We start from the raw sequence: 20,226 nt of genomic DNA, 5'->3' as shown, positions 1-20,226 counted from the left end.
GAATTCGCCCGGCGGGAAGCGCCAAGCGCCGGTTCGGAAAAGCCGCAACTATAGGCGAGAAAGCAAAAACGCGATGCTGCCGCTACTTGAACGCCTCAATCCAGCGTGTCCTCTTCGAACGGCTCCTCCGGCGCATCCCATTCCTCTGCCTCGGCTGCGGACGCAGACGCTTTGCGCACCGCTTCGCGGGCCGCTGCGCCCGGAAATCCTCTGCGCAGCAGCATGTTCATCAGCTTCATCTGACGCTCCCGCTCGCTCTTGCCTTTGACGGCAGGCCAGCGCTTCATGGCCAGCGCTAACGCGGAATTACGCTCTACCTCTTCATCGAGTCCTTTGATCGCTTCATCGATCTCCCGCTTGTCGACGCCGCGCTGCATGAGCTCCTGACGGACCAGGCGGCTCCCTTTCTTTTGCCCCGTGACGCGCTGCTCGGCGAAGCGCTGCGCGAACATGGCGTCGTTCACGTAGCCTTGCCTGACGAGGCGCTCCAGGCAGCCGTCGATCGCCTCGGCCGCATACCCTTTTGCGGACCAGTCCCCGCCGCAGCTCCGCTTGCGTGCGGGCTTTAAAATCGAGCATGTAAAGCGCCGAGCGGTAGGCCTCTTCCTTTTCCTGCTCTTTGCGGAGCATCTCCCACTCTTCCGGCGACAGGCGCCGGTCCTTCAGGAGCCGCCACGCGACTAACGTGTCCTCGTGGACGCCGATCAACGCCTGCTCCGCTTGGCCCTCCACCGCAATCGCAAGCTTGTACATGGCGGGCCGCTTCGCATCGGCCTCCACGGCCACGATGACGGCGGCTGCGGGGCCCGAAGACGCGGACTCTTCATCGCCGTTCGTCTTTTCCTTCTGGGGACGAGTAGGCGAAGAAGCGCGCCGCGCGCGCGACTGCTCCCACTCCCTCTCGTCCGATATATCGACGATCTCGTCGGCCGGATTCGGCTCTGATTTTTTTCTGACCATCGCCGGTCAACCTCCTCGCCTTTGATTGCTGCTGCCGTTATTAACCGCATATGTCCAAAAAAGGCATCCGCAGCTGCGGACGCCCTTAAGCTGTGCCTATTATTCGTTCTCGAAATCCGGCTCTTCCTCGTCGTCCGGCTCCGCGGCGTTCGTACGGGCAGCCACGGCAACCTCGTTCAGCGTAGCCTCCCGAATCTGCCGTTCAATCTGACCGCACAGCTCCGCATGGTCCTTCAGGAACTGCTTGGAATTTTCCCGGCCTTGTCCAAGGCGCTCGCCATTGAAGGAGAACCATGCGCCGCTCTTCTGCACGATGTCCAGCTCGACGCCGATATCGATGATGCTGCCTTCACGCGAAATGCCTTCGCCGTACATGATGTCGACCTCTGCCTGCTTGAACGGCGGAGCGACCTTATTCTTCACGACCTTGATGCGCGTCCGGTTGCCCACGACATCATTGCCCTGCTTGATCGATTCGATCCGGCGCACGTCCAGACGCACGCTGGCGTAGAACTTGAGCGCGCGGCCGCCTGGCGTCGTCTCGGGATTGCCGAACATGACGCCGACCTTCTCGCGAAGCTGGTTGATGAAGATCGCGATCGACTTCGACTTGCTGATGGCGCCCGACAGCTTGCGCATCGCCTGCGACATCAAGCGAGCCTGCAGGCCGACGAACGAGTCGCCCATGTCGCCCTCGATCTCCGCCTTCGGCACGAGCGCCGCGACCGAGTCCACGACGACGATGTCCACCGCGCCGCTGCGCACGAGCGCTTCGGCGATCTCCAGCGCTTGCTCGCCGGTATCCGGCTGGCTCAGCAGCAGCTCGTCGATGTTGACGCCCAGGTTGCGGGCATACATCGGATCGAGCGCATGCTCTGCGTCGATAAAGGCAGCTTGTCCGCCGGCCCTTTGTACCTCGGCGATCGCGTGCAGGGCGACGGTCGTCTTACCGGAAGATTCCGGTCCGTAAACTTCAATAATCCGGCCCCGCGGGAATCCGCCGATCCCGAGGGCGATATCCAAAGCCAGCGCTCCGCTGGAATATGTCTCGACTTGGAGGTTGGTTTGCTCTCCCAGCTTCATGATCGAGCCCTTGCCGAATTGCTTTTCAATCTGGCGCAATGCCATCTCTAATGCGGCGCGACGATCGGACAACACACCCACATCCTTATCTTTTGATAGTTATATTATAACTTTTTTACGAACCGTTTGCCAAGCTTTTTACGAACATTTGTTCGAAAAACTTCCAAAAAAAGAACCGTAGCAAAGTATTCTTCGCTACGGTTCTTCCGCAACTTTCCTATTCAATCTATCATAATTCGACTATTGGCGCAAGCTTGCTTTCTAGCGAATCGCGATTGAGAGAGCTGTCAATCCTTGCCGGTTAACCGCAGCCAAGCCAAGTACAACGCTCGCTTCGCCGCCCGGATCCGGATGCCTTCGCGGTCCCCTTGCAGCTGGAGCTTCTCCGCGCGTGCGGGTTTACCCCGTTCGGCAATACCGATATAAACAAGCCCTACAGGTTTGCCTTCGGAGGAAGCCGGCCCCGCCACGCCGGTAACCGACAACGCCAGATCCGTGTCGGTCGCCAGGCGGATGCCTTCAGCCATCGCCCTCGCCGTCTCTTCGCTGACCGCCCCCGGCGCGCCTTCGCCCTCCAGCAGCGCCGGATCGACGCCAAGCAGGTCCCGCTTCACGGGATTGCTGTAGCTCACCACGCCGCCGAGAAAAGCGTCCGCGCTGCCCGGCACCGTCGTGAGCAGCGTCGCGATCAGTCCGCCCGTGCAGCTCTCCGCGCACGAGATCGTCCGACGCTGTTCCGCGAGCAGCCGGATGACTTCGGTCTCGAGCGCCACGTCGCTCTCCGAATACAGATAGCGTTCGCCGCGCCTGCGAATCTCCTGAAGCGTCGGCGCAAGCCTCGCAAGCGCCTCTTCGGCCCCGGCGGCCTTCGTGGACACGCGAAGCACGACCTCGCCTTCCTTCGCATACGTAGCGAGGGTCGGATCGGTCTGCGCCTCGATCAAATCCTTGTAGAGCTCCTCTAGCGCGGATTCGCCGATCCCGCAGAAGCGAAGCATGGCCGAGTGAAGTGCCCCCCGCATCGCCGAGCTTTTCCTTCAGCCAGGCGGTCCCGTCGTTCAGGAACATCGGCTTCATCTCTCGCGGCGGTCCCGGCAGCAGCATATAAAGCGTGCCGCCCGACGCGAGCGCGCTGCCGACGGCGAGGCCCGCGTCGTTGCGGAGCGGCGAAGCGCCCTCCACGAGCATCGCCTGGCGGCGGTTGATCTCGATGAGCGAAGGCGACCTGCCGGCAAACATCGCTTCGATCTTGGCAAGCGTTGGCTCGTGCATTTCTATGCCGACGCCCAGATGGGCGGCCAGCGCATCGCGCGTCAGGTCGTCCATCGTCGGCCCAAGACCGCCGGTAAATACAATGAGGTCGGCCCGCGACTCGGCGATGGCGATCGCTTGCTTCAGACGTTCTTCATTGTCCCCGACGACCGTCTGAAAGTAAACGTCGACCCCGAGTTCCGCAAGGCGCTGCGACAAAAATTGCGCGTTCGTGTTGACGATCTGGCCGAGCAGCAATTCCGTTCCGACCGCGATAATCTCCGCTCTCATGCGCCTGGTCGCCCCTTCTTGCCTTCACCGGCCGGTGGATCGGACAGCGGGATGAGATTTTTGTTTTTAATGAAGTAATCGATGCCCGAGTATACCGTGATGGCTGCAGCGGCCCAGACGGCGATCGTGTCAAGCGGGAAATGCAAATAGGTGAACGGGAAGTTGTTCAACAGCAGCACGATGATCATCGCGATTTGGATCGCGGTTTTCCACTTGCCCCATTTGCTGGCGGCGAGCACGGCGCCTTCAAGCAAGGCGACCTGGCGCAGGCCCGTGACCGCCCATTCGCGGCTGATGATGACGATGGCGACCCAAGCGTCCAGCTTGCCCATCTCGACGAGCGAAATCAGGACGGCCGCCACGAGCAGCTTGTCCGCGAGCGGGTCGAGCAGCTTGCCGAGGTTCGTGACGATCTTGTGCTTGCGGGCGATGTAGCCGTCGAGACCGTCCGTGCTCGCGGCGATGATGAACAAGAGCAGCGCGAACACCTGATTGTAGGAAATCGAATAGTCGCCGATGGTGAGCGGAGACACATCCAGCTTGATCAGCAAGAAAAAGGTCATAATCGGAACGAGGAAGATACGAACGAGCGTGATTCGATTCGCCAGATTCATGCGGACACCTCCCCCATCGTCATGCCGGCCGCGCTCGGGCGCGGTACGGTGCGAGTTGCGGAGCAATTGTCCGCGGACTGTCTCTACCATGAATGACTTCCCCCAGGTTTTTCGCCAGATTAAATGTTCAAGTCAGTATAAATGAAGCCTCGCCGAAGTGTCAAAATTTGACGAATCATGCATGCTCGCCGTTAGCGGTAGTTCGTAAATTGAAGCTCGAGCGGCAGATCCGCGCCTTTCAGCAGCGACATGATCGCTTGGAGATCGTCCTTGCTCTTGCCCGTCACGCGAAGCTGATCGCCCTGGATCTGGCTTTTTACCTTCAACTTGGAATCGCGAATCAGAATATTGATTTTTTTTCGCGTTTTCCTGGTCGACGCCCTGTTTGAGTTTGATATTCTGACGAACGGTGCTGCCGGACGCGGGCTCGATCTTGCCGTAGTCCAAATTGCGAATCGGCACGCCGCGCTTGATCAGCTTGCTCTGCAAAATGTCGATGACGCTCTTCAGCCGGTACTCGTCGTCCGACGCGACGTTCAGCGCTTCGCCTTCGAGCGCGATGCTGCTCTTGCTCCCTTTAAAGTCGAACCGGGTCTCGATTTCCTTTACCGCCTGCTGAACGGCGTTGCTCACTTCTTGAAGCTCGACCTTGGACACGATGTCGAACGAATACTCGGATGCCATATGTAGTCTTCCTTTCCTTATCATCGATTGTGTACATTATAAACGAAATGAAGCGGGGATTCCAAGACGACAAGCAGGAGCGGATTCCGCGCCGCAAAAAAAGAGAATGAGTGCGATTCGCGCTCATTCTCCTCCTCGGTTCGGACTATCTGCCGCGGGCCGGCTCGCGAAACAAATCGAGCAAACCGAGCACGATCCAGGCGAGCCCGAAGCCCAAAATGCCATAACCCCAAGCGCTCGGCGTCATCAACCAGCCCAGCAGGCTGACCACCACGCCGACCGCGACCACGATCCAACTGACTGCCATTTGCGACAACCTCCATGCTAGCGTATCCGTTGCTTACATTAGCGTGTCTCTTCAGGTTAGCGAATATGCGTCACTATAGGAGGTTAAGGCGTCGGAGTCGCCGGTTGGCCCGTGCCGTCCGTCACCGTGAAAATGAATCTTCTGCGGCCCGGAACGTCCTCGTCGTCGACGGCGATGCCGTCGATCTCGATCAGCGCGCCTTTGGCGAAGCCCAGGTTCACGTACAAAGGCGTCTCGCCGAGCTCGAACGTCAACTCCTCGCTCTGGTCCGGCGTCGCCCCGTAAATCGACTTGCCGGACGAGTTATTCTCATTCACGCCGACCCAGCTCTTCCCGCCGGGGAACGAAATCTTCAACTGGTGCGTGCCCGCCGGGGAGACGTCGAAATAATAGCGGCTGTTCTTTTTCTCCCGGAACGTGACGGTCGTCTGCGGCGGCGTCGGCGTCGGCGTCGGCGTCGCGGTGGGCGTAGGCGTAGGCGTCGCAGCGGACGAAGGCATCGCCGTCTCCGTCGTAAGCGAAGGTGGCGTCGTCTCCGACGGCTTGTTCGTCTCCGTCTTGTTGTTGGCGTAATAGACGTATATCACAACTGCGATCAAGATCGGGAACAGCCACATGAGCAAGGTGACGACCACTTTGCCGACCCGATCGTTATGCTGGACTCTCCGGCTCTTGGGCTGTATATAAGAAGGCTCCGGCGCGCCCGCTTCGGTCGCCGGCGCCTTCGGCAATTCTTTTTTGATAAAGACGAAGCACTTCTTCGGCGTCCAGGCCTACCGTCTCGGCATACGTCTTGACGAAGGCGCGAACGTAGAACGATCCAGGAAGCACTTTATAATCGCCGGATTCGATGGCTTCAAGGTAGCGTTTGCGTATTTTCGTAATTTCCTGGATGTCGTCGAGGGTATACCCCCCGTTGCTCCCTCGCCTTGCGAAGCAGCAATCCCAGATCAGACACAAACTTCACCTCCTGCCGTTTCCATTAGGATCTGCTCAAATTCGTCAAAAGCCGCCGTCAAGGCCCGCGGTCGTAAAGTTCTCGTACGTGATCTCCTCGTCGGGCGTATTGCGCAGCTCGACGATGCAATCGAATACGTCGTAGTCGAAGCTCGATTCGCGGACGAAAATGTCGGGGTGCTCGATCACCTTCGTAGAAGGCATCGCCATAATGTCCTGCAGCAAACTGTAATGCTTGTCGTTCGAACGGATCGTGCTCACGATGCCGTCGATGATGAACACGTTGTGCGGGTTCATCTCCTCTTCGGACAGCTGGCTGCGAACCGTCTGCCGGAGCAGCGTCGAGGATACGAACGCCCAGCGCTTGTTCGCGCATACGCTGCCCGCGATGATCGATTCGGTCTTCCCGACGCGCGGCATGCCGCGAAGCCCGATCGTCTGGTTCCCTTCTTGCTTGAAGAGCTCGCCGAGAAAGTCGACCAGCAAACCGAGTTCGTCCCGCGTGAAGCGGAACGTCTTGCGGTCGTCCGAATCCCGCTCGATATATCTTCCGTGGCGGACGGCCAGAATATCCGTCAGCCGCGGCGGACGCAGCGTCACGATCGATATATTTTCGACCTTGGCCAGCATTTTCCCGAGCAGCTCGATCTTTTCGTCGTCGTCGGTCTGCAGCAGCATGCCCCGTGTCCGGTCTTCGACGCCGTTGATGGTCAGGATATTCACTTCGAGCATGCCGAGCAGAGACGCAATGTCTCCGAGCAGACCCGGACGGTTTTTATGTATCTTATATTCCATATACCACTGTTTCGTATTCATTAGACACCTCGTCGCCGTTTCCTTCAAACTTCATTCTACAACGGTGGGCCCGCTCCTGCAAAAGTCAGCAAAAGATTCCTACTAAAGTCCTACAAGCCATCGTTCCCCTCGCTCGAAAAGAATTCGCCGCGCGCAAGCATAAACAGAAATAAAGAAGGCTCCGCCTTCGATCGGCAGAGCCTTCCTTCCCGTCCGTCGCCCAGCTCAGCTATGCTTAGCGAGCTTGACCATAAGCGCGGCCATCGTCTTGCGTTCGGATTCGTCGCCGACGTCCCAAAGCTCCTTCAGGACGCGTTGTTCTTCGTTTTTCGGGTCGACTTTGTTGTCCAGGAATTCGCCGATCTCGTACGCGAGCTTGGCAATCGCGTCTTCGCCGATCCCCAAGTCCTTAGCGGCCTCGATCCGGTCGCCCAGAAATTTTTTCCAGGACTCAAAGTTGCTCAGCACGGTAGACATCCGACAGCCTCCTTGATGGGTGAGATCAATGCACTGATAGGATGCCCTTCGCCTCCTCGCCTTATTCGGAACGGCCTGCCGCTACATTCGCCATCCGCCGGTGAGGCCGATGATCTGCCCCGTAATATATCCGGCGTCGCCAAGCGTCAAAAAGCGAACGAGCTCGGCCACCTCGTCCGGATCCGCGAACCGCTTCATCGGGACCGCCTCACGAAGTTCCTCCAGCTCCGAACGATCCAGCTCCGCCAGCATGTCCGTCTCGACGAGACCCGGCGCGACGGCATTTACCGTGACGCCCGCAAAAGCCATCTCCCGCGCCAGCGCTTTGGTTAATCCGTTCAACCCGCCCTTGGCCGCGGAATAAGCGGCTTCGCCCGCAGCTCCGACGACGCCCCAGACGCTGCTGACGTGCACGATCCGGCCGTGCCGACGCCAGGACATCGTCGGCCCGAAGCGCTTGGCCAGGCCGTACGCGGCTTTGAGGTGGACGTGCTGAATATCGTCCCACTCGTCCTCCTCCAGATCCTCCAGCAGGCCGTAGTGCGCCGTGCCGGCCGCATGTACCAGAATGTCCGGCATGCGGCCCGCGTGCTCGAGAGCGCGCTTGAGCGCGGCGATATCGGAGCTTAGCCGGACATCGGCGGCGGCCACTTCCGCGAACGGGGCGCCCAGCGACAGGCACTCGGCCGCGACTGCTTCGGCGCGCTCGCGCGACCGGTGATAATGCACGATCACGCCCGCGCCTTCCCTGGCCATCCTGCGGGCGACGGCCGCACCGATTCCCCGGGAAGCGCCGGTGACAAGCGCGCAGTAAGGCGACAAACGCGCGCTTGACCCTTGCCGTTCATTCGTCACTCGGTATCCGACCGGACGATGCAGACGGACCTGCGGCCAGTGTCCGCCAGCAGACGAAGCCGTTCGTGCACATCTTCAAGCGTGATGCTCTCGTACAGGCGCACGACGTCGAACAGATCCCCGCCCTTGAAGCGGTACCGGGTGAATTCGCCCGCAATCGCTTCCGGACTGTTCAGCATGCGAAGATAAGCGCCGATCTTCTTTGCGCGGGTTCGTTCGAACGAGGCTTGCGGCAGACCGTCCCGAATCGCCTCGTCGATCGCTGCGACGACGCGCGCGAGCAGTTCGTCCGGATCCCTGGTGTCTCCGCCGATAACCGTAAAGGCGTAGCCCGGGCCCGTATTGTATTCGTGACCGAAGCTGTCGGAGATGAGATTGTCGTCATATAGAAGCTGATAAACCGGCGAGCTGGAGCCGATCAGTACGTCGAGCATGAGCTTGGCCGCGAGTTCCCTGCGGATGCCTTCTTCCCCTTCGGGGAACGGCCCCGACTCTTTGAAGCCGATCATGCACTTGGGAAGCGACACCGGCAGCTTGACGACGCGACGCGCTTCTCGAACGCCGGACGGCTCGACTTCGAACAGACGCTCGATTTCTCCGCCGGGCGCGAATGTCTTGCGTGCCTGGTTGCGACGAACGCGCACGAGCGTTTCCTCGGGATCGATCCCGCCCACGACGAACAGCGTCATGTTGGACGGATGATAAAAGGTTCGGTAGCAGTCGTACAGCTGTTCCTTCGTAATCGATCGAACGGATTGCTCCGTGCCGGCAATGTCGATATGCACGGGGTGCTTCGCATACAGCGCTTCGATCAAGCCGAAGTAGACGCGCCAGTCCGCATTGTCCTTGTACATGTTGATTTCCTGGACGATAATGCCTTTTTCTTTTTCCACGTTCTCGTCCGTGAAGTACGGATTCTGCACGAAATCGAGCAGCGTATCCAGGCTCTCGAGCGGTTCTCCCGCCGTCGAAAATAAATAAGACGTACGGTCGAAGCTCGTAAACGCGTTGGCCGATGCGCCCTGCTCGGCGAAGCGCGAAAAGACGTCGCCTTCGGGCTCTTCGAACATTTTGTGCTCGAGGAAATGGGCGATGCCGTCGGGTACGGCACGCGCTTCCTGTCCTTCGGGACGGAAATGGTTGTCTACCGAGCCGTATTTGGTCGTAAAGGTCGCGTACGTCTTCGTAAAGCCGGGCTTAGGCAGAACGAACACCTCGAGGCCGTTGTCCAGCACCTCGCGATAAAGCGTCTCCTGCAGCTTCGGATAGTCAAGCTTGGACATGGGCCGCCTCCTCCTTCAGGTCGCGCAGGAAGTAGATCGTATCCAGTCCGACGTTCCCGGCGATCGCCGCGGCCTTGTCTGCCGTCACGGATTCGATCGCCGCGATCAGTTCGTCCGCGCTGCGCTGCTTGCCCGATACGACGCCGTTGTAATCGAATGCGATCCGCTCGAATGCCGAGTCCTGAATCTCGCGCAGCTGGTTGACGAGCATCGCCTTCGTCTTGGACAGCTCCTGCTCTTCGATATTGCCTGCGCGCATCTCGTCGAGCTGCTCGCGGATAATGTCCAGCGCGCGTTCGTAGTTCGCGATCTCGATGCCCGACTGAATCGTGAGCAAGCCTTTATGGCCGTCGAGACGCGACGAAGCGTAGTAGGCGAGGCTGGCTTTTTCGCGCACGTGAATAAAGAGCTTGGAGTGCGGAAAAGCGCCCAATATGCCATTGTATACGAGCAAATCCGGGTAGCGGTCGTCGGAATAGGCGATCCCGGTCCGAAGTCCGAGATTGAGCTTGCCTTGCCCGACGTCGAGCCGCTCGACGACCGTGCGGGGCGCTTCCGATGCGGGCTTGATCTCGGCAGCGCTGTAGGTACCCGGCTGTCCGTCCGGGAGTTTGAAGTACTGCCCCGCCCACGCGGACACTTGTTCAAGCGACGTATCGCCGGACACGTACAGGTCGAACACGGCTTCGTCCAGCCATTTACGGTAGCTCTCGTACAAGGAGGCCGGCGTGATATGCGGCAGTTCCTCCTTGCGTCCGAGCGCGAGCAGCCTGTAAGGCTCGTTTCTGCACATTTCCTCTAGGCACCGTTCTGCCGCGTAGCGGATTTTATCGTTGATGATGGACTCGATCCGCTTTTGCACGGTCGTTTTTTCCGATTCGACATACTTGGCGGTGAACGCGCCGCTCTCAAGCGCCGGCTCCGTCAGCGCCTCGCCTAGAAAACGGAGCGCCTCCTCCAACAAGGACTGGCTTGAGGAGACGAACGCGTCGTTAATGATATCGAGGCGAAATTGAACGATCTGATAGTCGCCCCGCTTGTAAATATCGAAGCCGAAGCCGGCGCCGTAAAGTTCGTCTAGTCGCTCGCGGAACTGAATCGTCTCCGGATAGGAACGGGTGCCCCGGCGAAGCACGAACGGCACGAGCGCGACCGGCGTGACGCGCGATTCTTCGAGCGGCACGCCCGCGAAAAGCGACAATGAAAAGGTTTTGAATCGGGTGGTCGGCAATACGTGGACGCGCATCCGGCCGACTGCGCCGCGCTGGAACACTTCAGTCTGCAAGGCCTCAGATCCCTTCCCTGATTCTGGATTCAAGCCCATTCTAGCGCATGGTCAAGCCCGAAGCAAATAAGGCGCGGCACAAAAAGCGGGTCAATTGCAAAAAATATGTTGCCCGATCGTCTTGTACTGGGGTCTCGACCAGATCCACTTCGAGGTCGCTGTCTTGGGGTTGAAATAGTACAGGCAGCCGTCCGTCGGATCCCAGCCGGATAACGCGTCTTTGACGGCCTTGGCCGCAGTCTCGTTCGGCGTCAGATAGATCTGCCCGTCCGCCACCGCAGTGAAGGCGCCTGGCTGGAAGATGACGCCTGATACGGTGTTGGGAAACTCCGAGGCGCGCACCCGATTCAAGATGACCGCTGCTACCGCGACCTGCCCTTCGTACGGTTCGCCGCGCGATTCGCCGTACACGGCGTTGGCCATCAGCTTCAGATCGTTGGCCGACAAGCCCATGTCGTTCGACGCAGGCAGGTTGGCCTCGTTCGAGGCGCCATTGCCTGCGTTCGCGCTTTGGTTCGGCTCCGTTTCCTTGCCAAGGTTGGACGCGTTCGGCTTCCAGTCCTTCGTCGCTTCCCAAAGCTTCAGCTTCGTTTTGCCGCCGACGACGCCGTCCGCCTTCATGCCGAACTTCCACTGGAACCACTTGACGGAATTCAGCGTAGTCTCCCCCGAAGTTCCCGTCCACTATTCCGCTGTAATAGCCTAAGTACTTAAGTCTTCCTTGCAGCTCGTATACGTCTTTGCCCGTTGCGCCGCTCTTGATGACGGCACTGCTGAACGCTTCGCGCGCGGCATGCGGCTTGTCGAGCCGGTTCAGCGTATACAGACCGAAGAGGCAGCAGACGAGGCACACGGTCAAAATTACTAAACGATAGCGCATCTTCATTCACGCCTTCCTCTCATTTATCGTGATTCGTGCGCGCTGCTCCGATGGGGCCGCGGGCATGCTTGAGGTTAGTATGAGGAAGGTCATGGATGGCTATTCATGGACAAAAACCAGCTAATGTTTGTCAACCCTATGTGGTTGGATTGCGGCATCGTTATTGCTATACTGTTTTTGAACTAACACAAAGAAGCCTCCGTTGGCGCGGATACTTCTGGGTGAATATGGAATTTAGGCTTTGTAGGGCTCGCCTTTTACGAGGATGGCATGGACGTGATGCAAAAGCTTGTTGGCGCAAGCGATCACGACTACCTTGTAGGGCTTGCCCTCTTTCCTTTTCTTGTCGTAATAGGCTTTTAGCCGTTCGTTTACACCCTTTCTAAGCCCGCACTGCACAGCGACATACAGCGCTCTGCGTAAGCGTTTGGAACCCCTTTTCGAAATACGGCTGCTGCTGGCCGTGAACTTCCCCGAGCTGTGCACACCTGGATCAAGACCCGCATAGGCGACAAGTTTCTTGGGGTCCTTAAATTGAGCCGCATCCCCCGATCTCCGCCGCAATGGCAGCCGCAAGTTTATCCCCCACGCCGGGAATCGTCTTCAGCAGCTCCACTTCCGGAAGCGTCAGCGCCGTCTCCTCGATGGCATTCTCAAGTTGGCGAAGCTGTTCTTGCTGAGCGAGTATCGTTTCCACCATACATAGCAGAGCTGTCTGCTGCGCTTTGCTTGACTGGCTCAGAGGAGGCAAAGCTTGTATTTGCTCTGCTTTTGCCTGCACCCATGCTTTTCCGTGTGAAGAGCCGGCTGTTTCCCGAATCGTTTCAACCGTGATGGTGCCACCGCTTAACCTATAGCGTAGGACATGTAAAGAGGTTGAGGAGAACAGGTTATAGAAAACGTCCTCGTAAGCTGGACATACCTGGTCAAGCAGGGCCCTGGCATTCAGTTTGGCTTGAACGAGCAGAGACGTCATAAACTCGTGCTGCCGCGTCAGATGTTGCAGTTCTGTCATCTCCTCGTTCCATGCTCGGTGCGGCTTAACATCCCCGCGGTAGAACATCTCGGCCAGATGCCAGGCATCCACCGCGTCCGTCTTCACCTTTCGCAGCTGTGTCCCCTTGGCACGTTTGGATTGCAGAGGATTCACGATGTAGTGGCAATATCCTTCACGTTCCAAATAGGCAACCAGACTGCGATGGTAATGCCCCGTCGCTTCCAACACCACCGCAGGCTCCAGCTTCGTTATCTGTCGTAATTCCTCCAGCAAGCCTCCTAATCGCTCGCACCCTTCCTCCGTATGCGTGATGCTGATAATCTTACTGTACGGCTTGTTCCGATCCGTAAACGCTTGGAGCATGCTTGTCCCTTTCGCCACATCCACTCCGACAACCGGTCTCATGTCATCTCCTCCTACAATCGTAGCCGGCATTCCCACGATGGTTCCAATCCCACAGCTTCGCTTGTGATGCGAGGTCCAAATGCCTCAACCAGCTCAAACATGGTCATTGGGGGTAGTGGGAGAACAGTTTTTGCGACGGGGTAAAACTCCCCAAAAACGCCCTCGTTCTCCCGGCTACCGCCATCTTAAACCGGCCATGTAAAAAGGCCAACCAGAAATTCTGGCTGACCTGATAATACGAAAAAAACGCCCTCCCGACGCGTCAGGAGGAGCGCTGTTGAAATTGTTCGAGCGTGACGAGCACTTCTCTGGGCTTGCTGCCCTCGTAAGGACCGACGACGCCTCTCGCCTCCATCGAGTCGATCAGGCGCGCCGCCCGCGTGTAGCCGATGCGCATGCGGCGCTGCAGCAGCGACACCGATGCCTGCTTGGCCTCGAGCACGATGCCGACCGCCTGATCGAACAGCTCGTCGAGCTGTTCGTTGTCCGCCACATCGTCCGATTCCTCGATCTCCGGCACGAGCTCCTCGTTGTACTCCGCTTCGGCTTGGCCGCGGGAATAAGCGACGACGGCTTCGACCTCGTTGTCCGACAGGAACGCGCCTTGCACGCGAATCGGCTTGGAAGCGCCCATCGGCAGGAACAGCATGTCTCCCCGACCGAGCAGCTTTTCCGCCCCGACCATGTCGAGAATCGTACGGGAGTCCACTTGCGAAGATACGCCGAATGCGATCCGGCTCGGGATGTTCGCCTTGATGACGCCGGTGATGACGTCGACCGAAGGACGCTGCGTCGCGATGATCAGATGGATGCCGGCCGCTCGCGCCATCTGCGCGAGACGGCAGATCGCGTCCTCGACGTCGCCGGCCGCCACCATCATCAGGTCCGCAAGCTCGTCTACGATGACGACGATATACGGCAGTACGCCGTCGGGGTTGTCCCCGCTCAGCATCAGGTTGTTGTAGCCTTCGATATTTCTCGTGCCGGACTTGGAAAATTTCTCGTAGCGCTTTTCCATCTCGACGACGATCTTCTTCAGCGCGAGCGATGCGCGCCGCGGATCCGTCACGACCGGCGCGAGCAGATGCGGGATGCCGTTGTAGACGTTAAGCTCGACCATTTTGGGGTCGATCATCAGAAACTTCACTTCGTCAGGCTTCGCCTTATATAACAAGCTGGTAATGATCCCGTTGATGCACACCGACTTGCCTGATCCCGTCGCGCCCGCCACGAGCATATGGGGCATGCGGGCGAGGTTGCCGACGATCGGCTGACCGGAGATGTCTCTGCCGAAGGCGATCGTCAGCTTGCTCGGCGCCTCCTGAAAGGTCGGCGTCTCCAGCACTTCGCGCAGCGTCACGACGCTGACCTCGTTGTTCGGCACCTCGATGCCGATGGCAGACTTGCCGGGGATCGGCGCTTCCATCCGGATATCCTTCGCGGCTAACGCCAAGGCAATATCGTCCGTCAGGCTGACGATTCGGCTGACCTTGACGCCGACGTCGGGCTGCAGCTCGTAGCGCGTGACCGCGGGGCCTCTCGCCACGTCGAGCACCTTCGCGCGTACGCCGAAGCTCTCGAGCGTCGCCTCCAGCTTGCGAGCCACTTCCCGCCCGCCGTCGCCTGCGCCGCCTTTGCCTCCGCCTTGGGGCTTGCCGAGCAGGTGGATCGGCGGCATCCGGTACACCCGTTTGGGCTTGACCGGCGCCGTCGCCGCCGTCGCTGCAGCACCGTCCGCGACGGCGGCGACCGCTGCTCCTGTCGCGGCTGCCTGCGCAGGAGTGGCTACGCCGTCAGGCATGTCCGGTAATTCAACTGCTCCATGTTCAGCATCGGCGCCAGCCGGACCGTCCAGCTCCAACTCGGATTGGGTCCATGCCGCCTCGTCCGCTTCTTCGAAGGAAGGCACTTGATCGGCGAAATCATGGAAACGCGGACCCGGATCGGGCTGAGCGGGCGCCGGTTCCCAGGCGTCGTCGGGCTCTATGTAAGGCGCTTGAACAACCGGCTCCTCGACCGGAACGAATGCCGGCTCCGCTTCCTTCTTCTTGCTTTTGCCGCGTCCCTCGGGCCGAGCCGCAATGTTGACAGCGGGCGAGGACGGATAAAGCGCGGGTTCGCCGTCCATATCGTCGGGTTCAGCCGACTCCGTGCCAACGGGCTTGCCGTGAAAAAGCTGGAAGAAGTAGGGTTTTTTTCGCGTCGGCATTGCTTGTAACCGGCTCCTCCTGAAAATCGTCGTCGCCGATCGTAGCCATCGCCGCAGCGACCTGGCCTTTTTTCGACCTGGACTTGACCGGCACCGCCTTGGCTTTTGCGAGCTTGCGGCCGCCGGACAGGCGCTGCGCGAGCAACGGCAGCAGGCGCTTGCCGAACGTGCGGATGCCCTTCATCATATCTACGTAGGAACGATTCGTCAGCAGCATGAAGGCGATGACGAACTCGACGATTAAGACGAACTTCGCGCCGTAATAGCCGAACAACCAATAAAAAAATCGAATATTGCATCGCCCCGAGCAGCCCGCCGCCGATATCTTTTCCGGTAATCCGGGCTTCGTTTTCGATCGGCGCGTTCCACAGTTGCTCGTAAAGCTGATGCGTCGTCTGGCTGAAGATCGCCGAGGGGCGAATCGCTTCAAGCGGGCCGAGCCTCGAATCGACGAAGCTCATGGAGCTCAGCAGCGTCAAGCCGCAGCAGACCATGACGAATCCGCTCCGGCGGATCGTCCAGCCGCGCGGCCAGGCTCTGCGGATCATCACGTGAAGTCCGAGCCAGATGCCCGCGATCGGCAGCAAAAAATAAAACTTGCCGAGCAAATATCCGAACAGCTTGGAAAGCGAACGTCCGCCCGCCGCTTCGCCGTACATCGCGATGACGGATATCGTAATCAGCAAAATGCCGTAAATCTCGTATTTGAGGCTTGCGCCCAGCGTATCTTTTTTTCGTTTGCGCTTGGCCAACTCCGCCACCTCCGGTCACCCATTATACCATAGTTTACCGAAGCGTAGCATGAGCCGAACATCGGCCGTTCGGCGGTCTGAAGTCCCCGTTCCCCGTCCTCGATCGCCGGCGTTCCCGCTGCCGCATTCGACGGGGCCGCGCCGAAGTAAATGAGCTTGCCCGGCTCGAATGCCGGAAGCAGGTAAGCGTTCAGCGGCGCGGCGACGAGACGCACGAGCTTCCCCACGCCAGGGGCGACCGGCGTCAAAAGCATGCGCAGCGCGCCATATTCCACCTCGATCATCGGCTCTTGTCCGTCGCTCCACCCCTCGAGCACCAGTTCCAGCGGCATTGGCGTATACAGCGTCATTGCACCTCGCCTCCTTGAGGCGCGGCAAACGCCAGCTTGCGCTCCGCGATCCGCCGGTTGAGCTCGCGCAGCGCCTCGCCGATCCCCCCCGATCGCGTCGATCAAGCCGAACGACACGGCGTCCGGACCGACGACCGTCGTGCCGATATCGCGGGCGAGCTCGCCGGTTTTAAACATCAGTTCTTTAAACTTCGCTTCCCCTACTCGGCTGTGCCTGGTGACGAAGCGGACGACTCGCTCCTGCATTTTGTCCAAATATTCGAACGTCTGCGGAACGCCGATGACGAGGCCGTTCATCCGGATCGGGTGAATCGTCATCGTCGCGCTTTCCGCGATCAACGTATAATCGGCCGCGACGGCGATCGGCACGCCGATCGAGTGGCCGCCGCCCAATACGACCGCCACCTTCGGCTTCGACAGCGACGAGATCATCTCTGCGATCGCAAGACCCGCCTCGACGTCGCCCCCGACCGTGTTCAACACGATCAGCAAGCCTTCGACCTTCGGGCTCTGCTCGGCGGCAACCAGCTGCGGGATGACATGTTCGTACTTGGTGGTTTTATTTTGCGGAGGCAGCATCATATGGCCTTCGACTTGTCCGATGATCGTAAGGCAAAACACGTTCGACTCCGCCTGCGGCAAACTCGTCGTGCCGAGCTGGACGATATTTTCCGCGGCCATCGAGCCTTTGCGCGCTTCGTCGGGCGTCGCGGGCTGCTCCGATACGCGAGGCGCTTCGTTGTTCGTCAAGTTGCCACTTCCTTCCCGAATCCTCCATTGCCGCCACGCTGCGCGAGGCGCAGGCGACGGCGGTCCGACATAGTATGAACGCTAAGACGCACATTATGCGATTCGCGGCTACCAGCCGAACGTCCCTTACGCTGGACTTGCACGATGAATAAATTCGAAGTTAACGCCAAAAAAGGCCGCCTGCCCGGACATGCCCGGGGAAGCGGCCTTTGGTTTGAGTGTAGGGGTTGCTTGGGGTTTCGTTTATACTTCCATGATGATCGGCAGGATCATCGGTCTTCTTCTCGTTTGCTCGTACAGGAAGCGCCCGAGCGCGTCCTTCACGTTCGTCTTCAGCGAAGCCCACTCGTTGACGTTGTCGCTCATCAACTTGTGCAGCGTGCCCGTCACGATCCGGTTCGCCTCTTCAAGCAAGCCTTCGGATTCGCGCACGTAGACGAAGCCGCGGGAAATGATGTCCGGTCCCGACAGAATCGTGCCGTCCTGCTTGGACAGCGTCACGACTACGACCAGTATGCCGTCTTGGGAAAGCAGCTTGCGATCGCGAAGCACGATGTTACCGACGTCGCCAACGCCGAGTCCGTCGATTAGAACGTTGCCGGAAGGGATCTTGCCTGCCTTGCGCGCGGTACCGTTCTGGAATTCGACGACGTCGCCGATGTCGCACAGGAAGATGTTCTCCCGTTCGATGCCGACCGACTCGCCGAGCAGAGCATGATGGCGAAGCATCCGGTATTCGCCGTGAATCGGAATAAAGTACTGCGGACGAATCAGGTTGAGCATGAGCTTCAGCTCTTCCTGGCTGCCGTGACCGGAAACGTGTACGCCCGATACGGAGCCGGGCCCGTAAATGACGTGCGCACCCAAACGCATGAGCTCGTCGACCGTACGGCCGACATATTTCTCGTTGCCAGGAATCGGCGTCGCCGAGATAATGACCGTATCGCCCGCGAGAATATCGACCTTGCGGTGCGTCGAGCGCGCCATGCGCGACAGCGCGGACATCGGCTCGCCCTGGCTGCCCGTCGACAGAATCACGACGCGGTCCGCCGGCAGCTTATTCACTTCTTCGGGCTCGATGATCATGCCCTCGGGAACGTCAAGATACCCCATCTCCGAAGCGATCGTCACGACGTTCACCATGCTGCGGCCCACGACGGCCATCTTGCGGCGCGTCTCGGCGGCTGCGTTGATGACCTGCTGGACCCGATGGACGTTCGAAGCGAACGTAGCCACGACGACGCGTTGCTTCGCCCGGCGGAAGATCTCCTCGAATTCCTTGCCGATATTGCTCTCCGACGGCGTGAATCCGGGGCGCTCCGCGTTGGTGCTGTCCGACAGCAGCGCGAGCACGCCGCGCTTGCCGATCTCGGCCATCCGCTGCAGGTCCGCGTATTGATCGTTGACCGGCGTGTGGTCGAACTTGAAGTCGCCCGTATGCACGACGACGCCTTCAGGCGTCTCGAGGCAAACGCCGACCGAGTCCGGGATGCTGTGGTTCGTGCGGAAAAAGGTCGCCTTGATCGAGCCCATCTGCACTTCCGAATCCGCGGTGATCAAGATGCGCTTCGTATCGCCGAGCAATCCCGCTTCCTTCAGCTTGTTTTCGATCAGCCCGGTCGTCAGCCGCGTAGCGTAGATCGGCACGTTCAGCTGCTTCAATACGTAAGGAAGCCCGCCGATATGGTCCTCGTGACCGTGCGTGACGAGGATGCCGCGAACCTTCTCGCGGTTTTCCAGCAGGTGGGTAATGTCCGGAATGACGACGTCGATGCCGAGCATCTCTTCTTCCGGGAATTTTAGGCCTGCGTCGACGACGACGATATCGTTCCCGTATTGAACGACATACATATTTTTCCCGATCTCGCCGACACCGCCAAGCGCGTAAATCAATAATTTGTCTGTGCTGTTTTTCTTGGACAAGTCTCAGTACCTCCTACGATAATTCGACGATCCCGATCTATGGAATTGTCAAGTTGCAAATTTTGGCCGCACCCATTCACTCCACCCCATTATACATGATGCCAAACCACTCGTACAAGTCAGGCTAACGAATACGGCCGAATACGATTAATTTCTCCATTTAACGCAAAACCGATGCCGGAGGCATCGGTCGCTTGAAACATGTATGGTATAAGACCCATCGATCGACTGACGTTCAGTTGAACAAAGCCGCGACAAAGTCCTTTTCTTCCGGGGTAGCGGGAGCGAGGGGCAGCCTCACGCCGCCGACGTTAAGCCCTTTGACGGCAAGGGCGTGCTTGACGGCGACAGGATTCGGCACGGGATGCGGGCATTGAAACAAGCCTTTGAAAACCGGAAAAAGCTTGGCGTTGAGTTGGGCCGCCTCCGCGAATCGTCCTTCGAGGAAGGTCTCGATCATTTGCTTCATCTCGGCACCGACGACATGGCTGGCCACGCTAATGATGCCATAGCCGCCGACGGCAACCGTCGGGAGCGTAATGCCGTCATCGCCGCTGTAGACGAGGAATCCTTCAGGCGCGCCTGCCACAAGTTCGGTGATTTGCTCTATGGACGCGCATTCCTTGGTCGCCACCACGTTCGGAAGCTGCGCGAGTCTAAGCGTCGTGGACGTACTCAAACTCACGACGGTGCGTCCCGGCACATTGTACAAAATAACCGGAAGCTTCGTCGATTCGGCGATGGCCTTGAAGTGAAGGTATAGGCCCTCTTGATTCGGCTTATTGTAATAAGGAGCGACGAGCAGCAAACCGTCGACGCCAGCTTCTTCGGCAAGCTTGCTCAAATGAATGGAATGCGCCGTGTCGTTGCTCCCCGTACCGGCGATGATCTTGGCGCGTCCGGCGGCGCGGCGCACCGAGAAGCGGAACAGCTCCAGCTTTTCGTCTTCCGTCAGCGTCGGCGACTCGCCCGTCGTGCCGGACACGACCAGACTATCCGACTTTTGAACCTCGATCAGCTCGTCGATCAGCCGACCGGTCGCTTCCCAATCAATTTGCAATTGCTCGTTAAAAGGCGTCACCATCGCTGTAATCAGGCGGCCGAAATCCATACCCGTG

At 59.1% G+C, this 20,226-nt stretch carries 18 protein-coding genes and 5 pseudogenes; all 23 read right to left on the bottom strand.

The annotated features are described in order from the left end of the window. Positions 1-95 precede the first annotated feature (95 nt). The 23 genes and pseudogenes from OMP38_RS24375 to dapA all read right to left on the bottom strand — a co-directional run bounded on the left by OMP38_RS24375 (position 96) and on the right by dapA (position 20,219). Positions 96-452, bottom strand: coding sequence for a regulatory protein RecX (locus OMP38_RS24375; protein WP_420869728.1), 357 nt, complete (start codon positions 450-452; stop codon positions 96-98). Continuing rightward, a complete protein-coding gene (locus tag OMP38_RS36200) occupies positions 343-960 on the bottom strand; it encodes a regulatory protein RecX (RefSeq protein ID WP_420869727.1) in 618 nt (205 codons plus the stop codon). The genes OMP38_RS24375 and OMP38_RS36200 overlap by 110 nt, the downstream gene beginning before the upstream one ends. A gap of 99 nt (positions 961-1,059) precedes the next feature. After that, positions 1,060-2,115, bottom strand: coding sequence for a recombinase RecA (gene recA, locus OMP38_RS24370; RefSeq protein WP_277567364.1), 1,056 nt, complete (start codon positions 2,113-2,115; stop codon positions 1,060-1,062). Between the two features lie 215 nt (positions 2,116-2,330). Beyond that, positions 2,331-3,585 (bottom strand): annotated as a pseudogene (locus tag OMP38_RS24365) (competence/damage-inducible protein A). Beyond that, positions 3,582-4,199 carry a CDP-diacylglycerol--glycerol-3-phosphate 3-phosphatidyltransferase gene (gene pgsA, locus OMP38_RS24360; protein WP_277567643.1) on the bottom strand — a complete coding sequence of 206 codons (618 nt, stop codon included), beginning with the start codon at positions 4,197-4,199 and terminating at the stop codon, positions 3,582-3,584. The pseudogene OMP38_RS24365 and the gene pgsA overlap by 4 nt, the downstream one beginning before the upstream one ends. A 191-nt stretch (positions 4,200-4,390) precedes the next feature. Next, positions 4,391-4,883 (bottom strand): annotated as a pseudogene (locus OMP38_RS24355) (YajQ family cyclic di-GMP-binding protein). A 145-nt stretch (positions 4,884-5,028) separates the two neighbouring features. Further along, positions 5,029-5,190 (bottom strand): hypothetical protein, encoded by a 162-nt coding sequence (locus tag OMP38_RS24350; RefSeq protein ID WP_177244254.1) that lies wholly within the window; start codon positions 5,188-5,190, stop codon positions 5,029-5,031. An 83-nt stretch (positions 5,191-5,273) separates the two neighbouring features. Continuing rightward, positions 5,274-5,825, bottom strand: a complete 552-nt coding sequence (locus OMP38_RS24345) for a hypothetical protein (protein ID WP_277567363.1) — start codon at positions 5,823-5,825, stop codon at positions 5,274-5,276. A gap of 16 nt (positions 5,826-5,841) precedes the next feature. Continuing rightward, positions 5,842-6,150 (bottom strand): helix-turn-helix domain-containing protein, encoded by a 309-nt coding sequence (locus tag OMP38_RS24340; RefSeq protein ID WP_277567362.1) that lies wholly within the window; start codon positions 6,148-6,150, stop codon positions 5,842-5,844. A gap of 42 nt (positions 6,151-6,192) precedes the next feature. Further along, entirely contained in the window at positions 6,193-6,963 is a 771-nt protein-coding gene (locus OMP38_RS24335) for a DUF3388 domain-containing protein (protein WP_277567361.1), read from the bottom strand. A 204-nt stretch (positions 6,964-7,167) separates the two neighbouring features. Beyond that, complete coding sequence (locus tag OMP38_RS24330; RefSeq protein ID WP_090115780.1) at positions 7,168-7,419, bottom strand: DUF3243 domain-containing protein; 252 nt, start codon at positions 7,417-7,419, stop codon at positions 7,168-7,170. 81 nt (positions 7,420-7,500) lie between these two features. Beyond that, positions 7,501-8,274 (bottom strand): elongation factor P 5-aminopentanone reductase, encoded by a 774-nt coding sequence (ymfI, locus tag OMP38_RS24325; RefSeq protein ID WP_277567360.1) that lies wholly within the window; start codon positions 8,272-8,274, stop codon positions 7,501-7,503. Beyond that, a complete protein-coding gene (gene yfmH, locus OMP38_RS24320; RefSeq protein WP_277567359.1) occupies positions 8,271-9,557 on the bottom strand; it encodes an EF-P 5-aminopentanol modification-associated protein YfmH in 1,287 nt (428 codons plus the stop codon). Before yfmH ends, ymfI begins: the two co-directional genes overlap by 4 nt. Beyond that, positions 9,544-10,842 (bottom strand): EF-P 5-aminopentanol modification-associated protein YfmF, encoded by a 1,299-nt coding sequence (gene yfmF, locus OMP38_RS24315; protein WP_277567358.1) that lies wholly within the window; start codon positions 10,840-10,842, stop codon positions 9,544-9,546. The genes yfmH and yfmF overlap by 14 nt, the downstream gene beginning before the upstream one ends. A gap of 90 nt (positions 10,843-10,932) precedes the next feature. Beyond that, positions 10,933-11,499: a spore cortex-lytic enzyme gene (sleB, locus tag OMP38_RS24310; RefSeq protein ID WP_420869745.1), complete on the bottom strand. Its 567-nt coding sequence runs from the start codon at positions 11,497-11,499 to the stop codon at positions 10,933-10,935. A gap of 55 nt (positions 11,500-11,554) precedes the next feature. Then, positions 11,555-11,722, bottom strand: a pseudogene (locus OMP38_RS36195) (spore cortex-lytic enzyme); the annotation flags it as partial. Positions 11,723-11,956: 234 nt separating this feature from the next. Next, positions 11,957-13,124 (bottom strand): annotated as a pseudogene (locus OMP38_RS24300) (IS110 family RNA-guided transposase). Positions 13,125-13,386: 262 nt separating this feature from the next. After that, positions 13,387-15,333, bottom strand: coding sequence for a DNA translocase FtsK (locus OMP38_RS24295; protein WP_277567356.1), 1,947 nt, complete (start codon positions 15,331-15,333; stop codon positions 13,387-13,389). After that, positions 15,263-15,607: a hypothetical protein gene (locus tag OMP38_RS36670; RefSeq protein WP_277567355.1), complete on the bottom strand. Its 345-nt coding sequence runs from the start codon at positions 15,605-15,607 to the stop codon at positions 15,263-15,265. Before OMP38_RS36670 ends, OMP38_RS24295 begins: the two co-directional genes overlap by 71 nt. Before the next feature lie 405 nt (positions 15,608-16,012). Continuing rightward, entirely contained in the window at positions 16,013-16,417 is a 405-nt protein-coding gene (locus tag OMP38_RS24285) for a YlzJ-like family protein (protein WP_277567641.1), read from the bottom strand. A 14-nt stretch (positions 16,418-16,431) separates the two neighbouring features. After that, a pseudogene (locus OMP38_RS24280) lies at positions 16,432-17,185 on the bottom strand (ClpP family protease). A gap of 243 nt (positions 17,186-17,428) precedes the next feature. Next, complete coding sequence (locus OMP38_RS24275; RefSeq protein WP_090115774.1) at positions 17,429-19,108, bottom strand: ribonuclease J; 1,680 nt, start codon at positions 19,106-19,108, stop codon at positions 17,429-17,431. 235 nt (positions 19,109-19,343) lie between these two features. Beyond that, positions 19,344-20,219: a 4-hydroxy-tetrahydrodipicolinate synthase gene (gene dapA, locus OMP38_RS24270; RefSeq protein WP_277567354.1), complete on the bottom strand. Its 876-nt coding sequence runs from the start codon at positions 20,217-20,219 to the stop codon at positions 19,344-19,346. Positions 20,220-20,226 lie beyond the last annotated feature (7 nt).

Source organism: Cohnella ginsengisoli, from assembly GCF_029525555.1.
Taxonomy (GTDB): domain Bacteria; phylum Bacillota; class Bacilli; order Paenibacillales; family Paenibacillaceae; genus Cohnella; species Cohnella ginsengisoli.
This window is presented reverse-complemented; position numbering and strand designations above follow the sequence as displayed.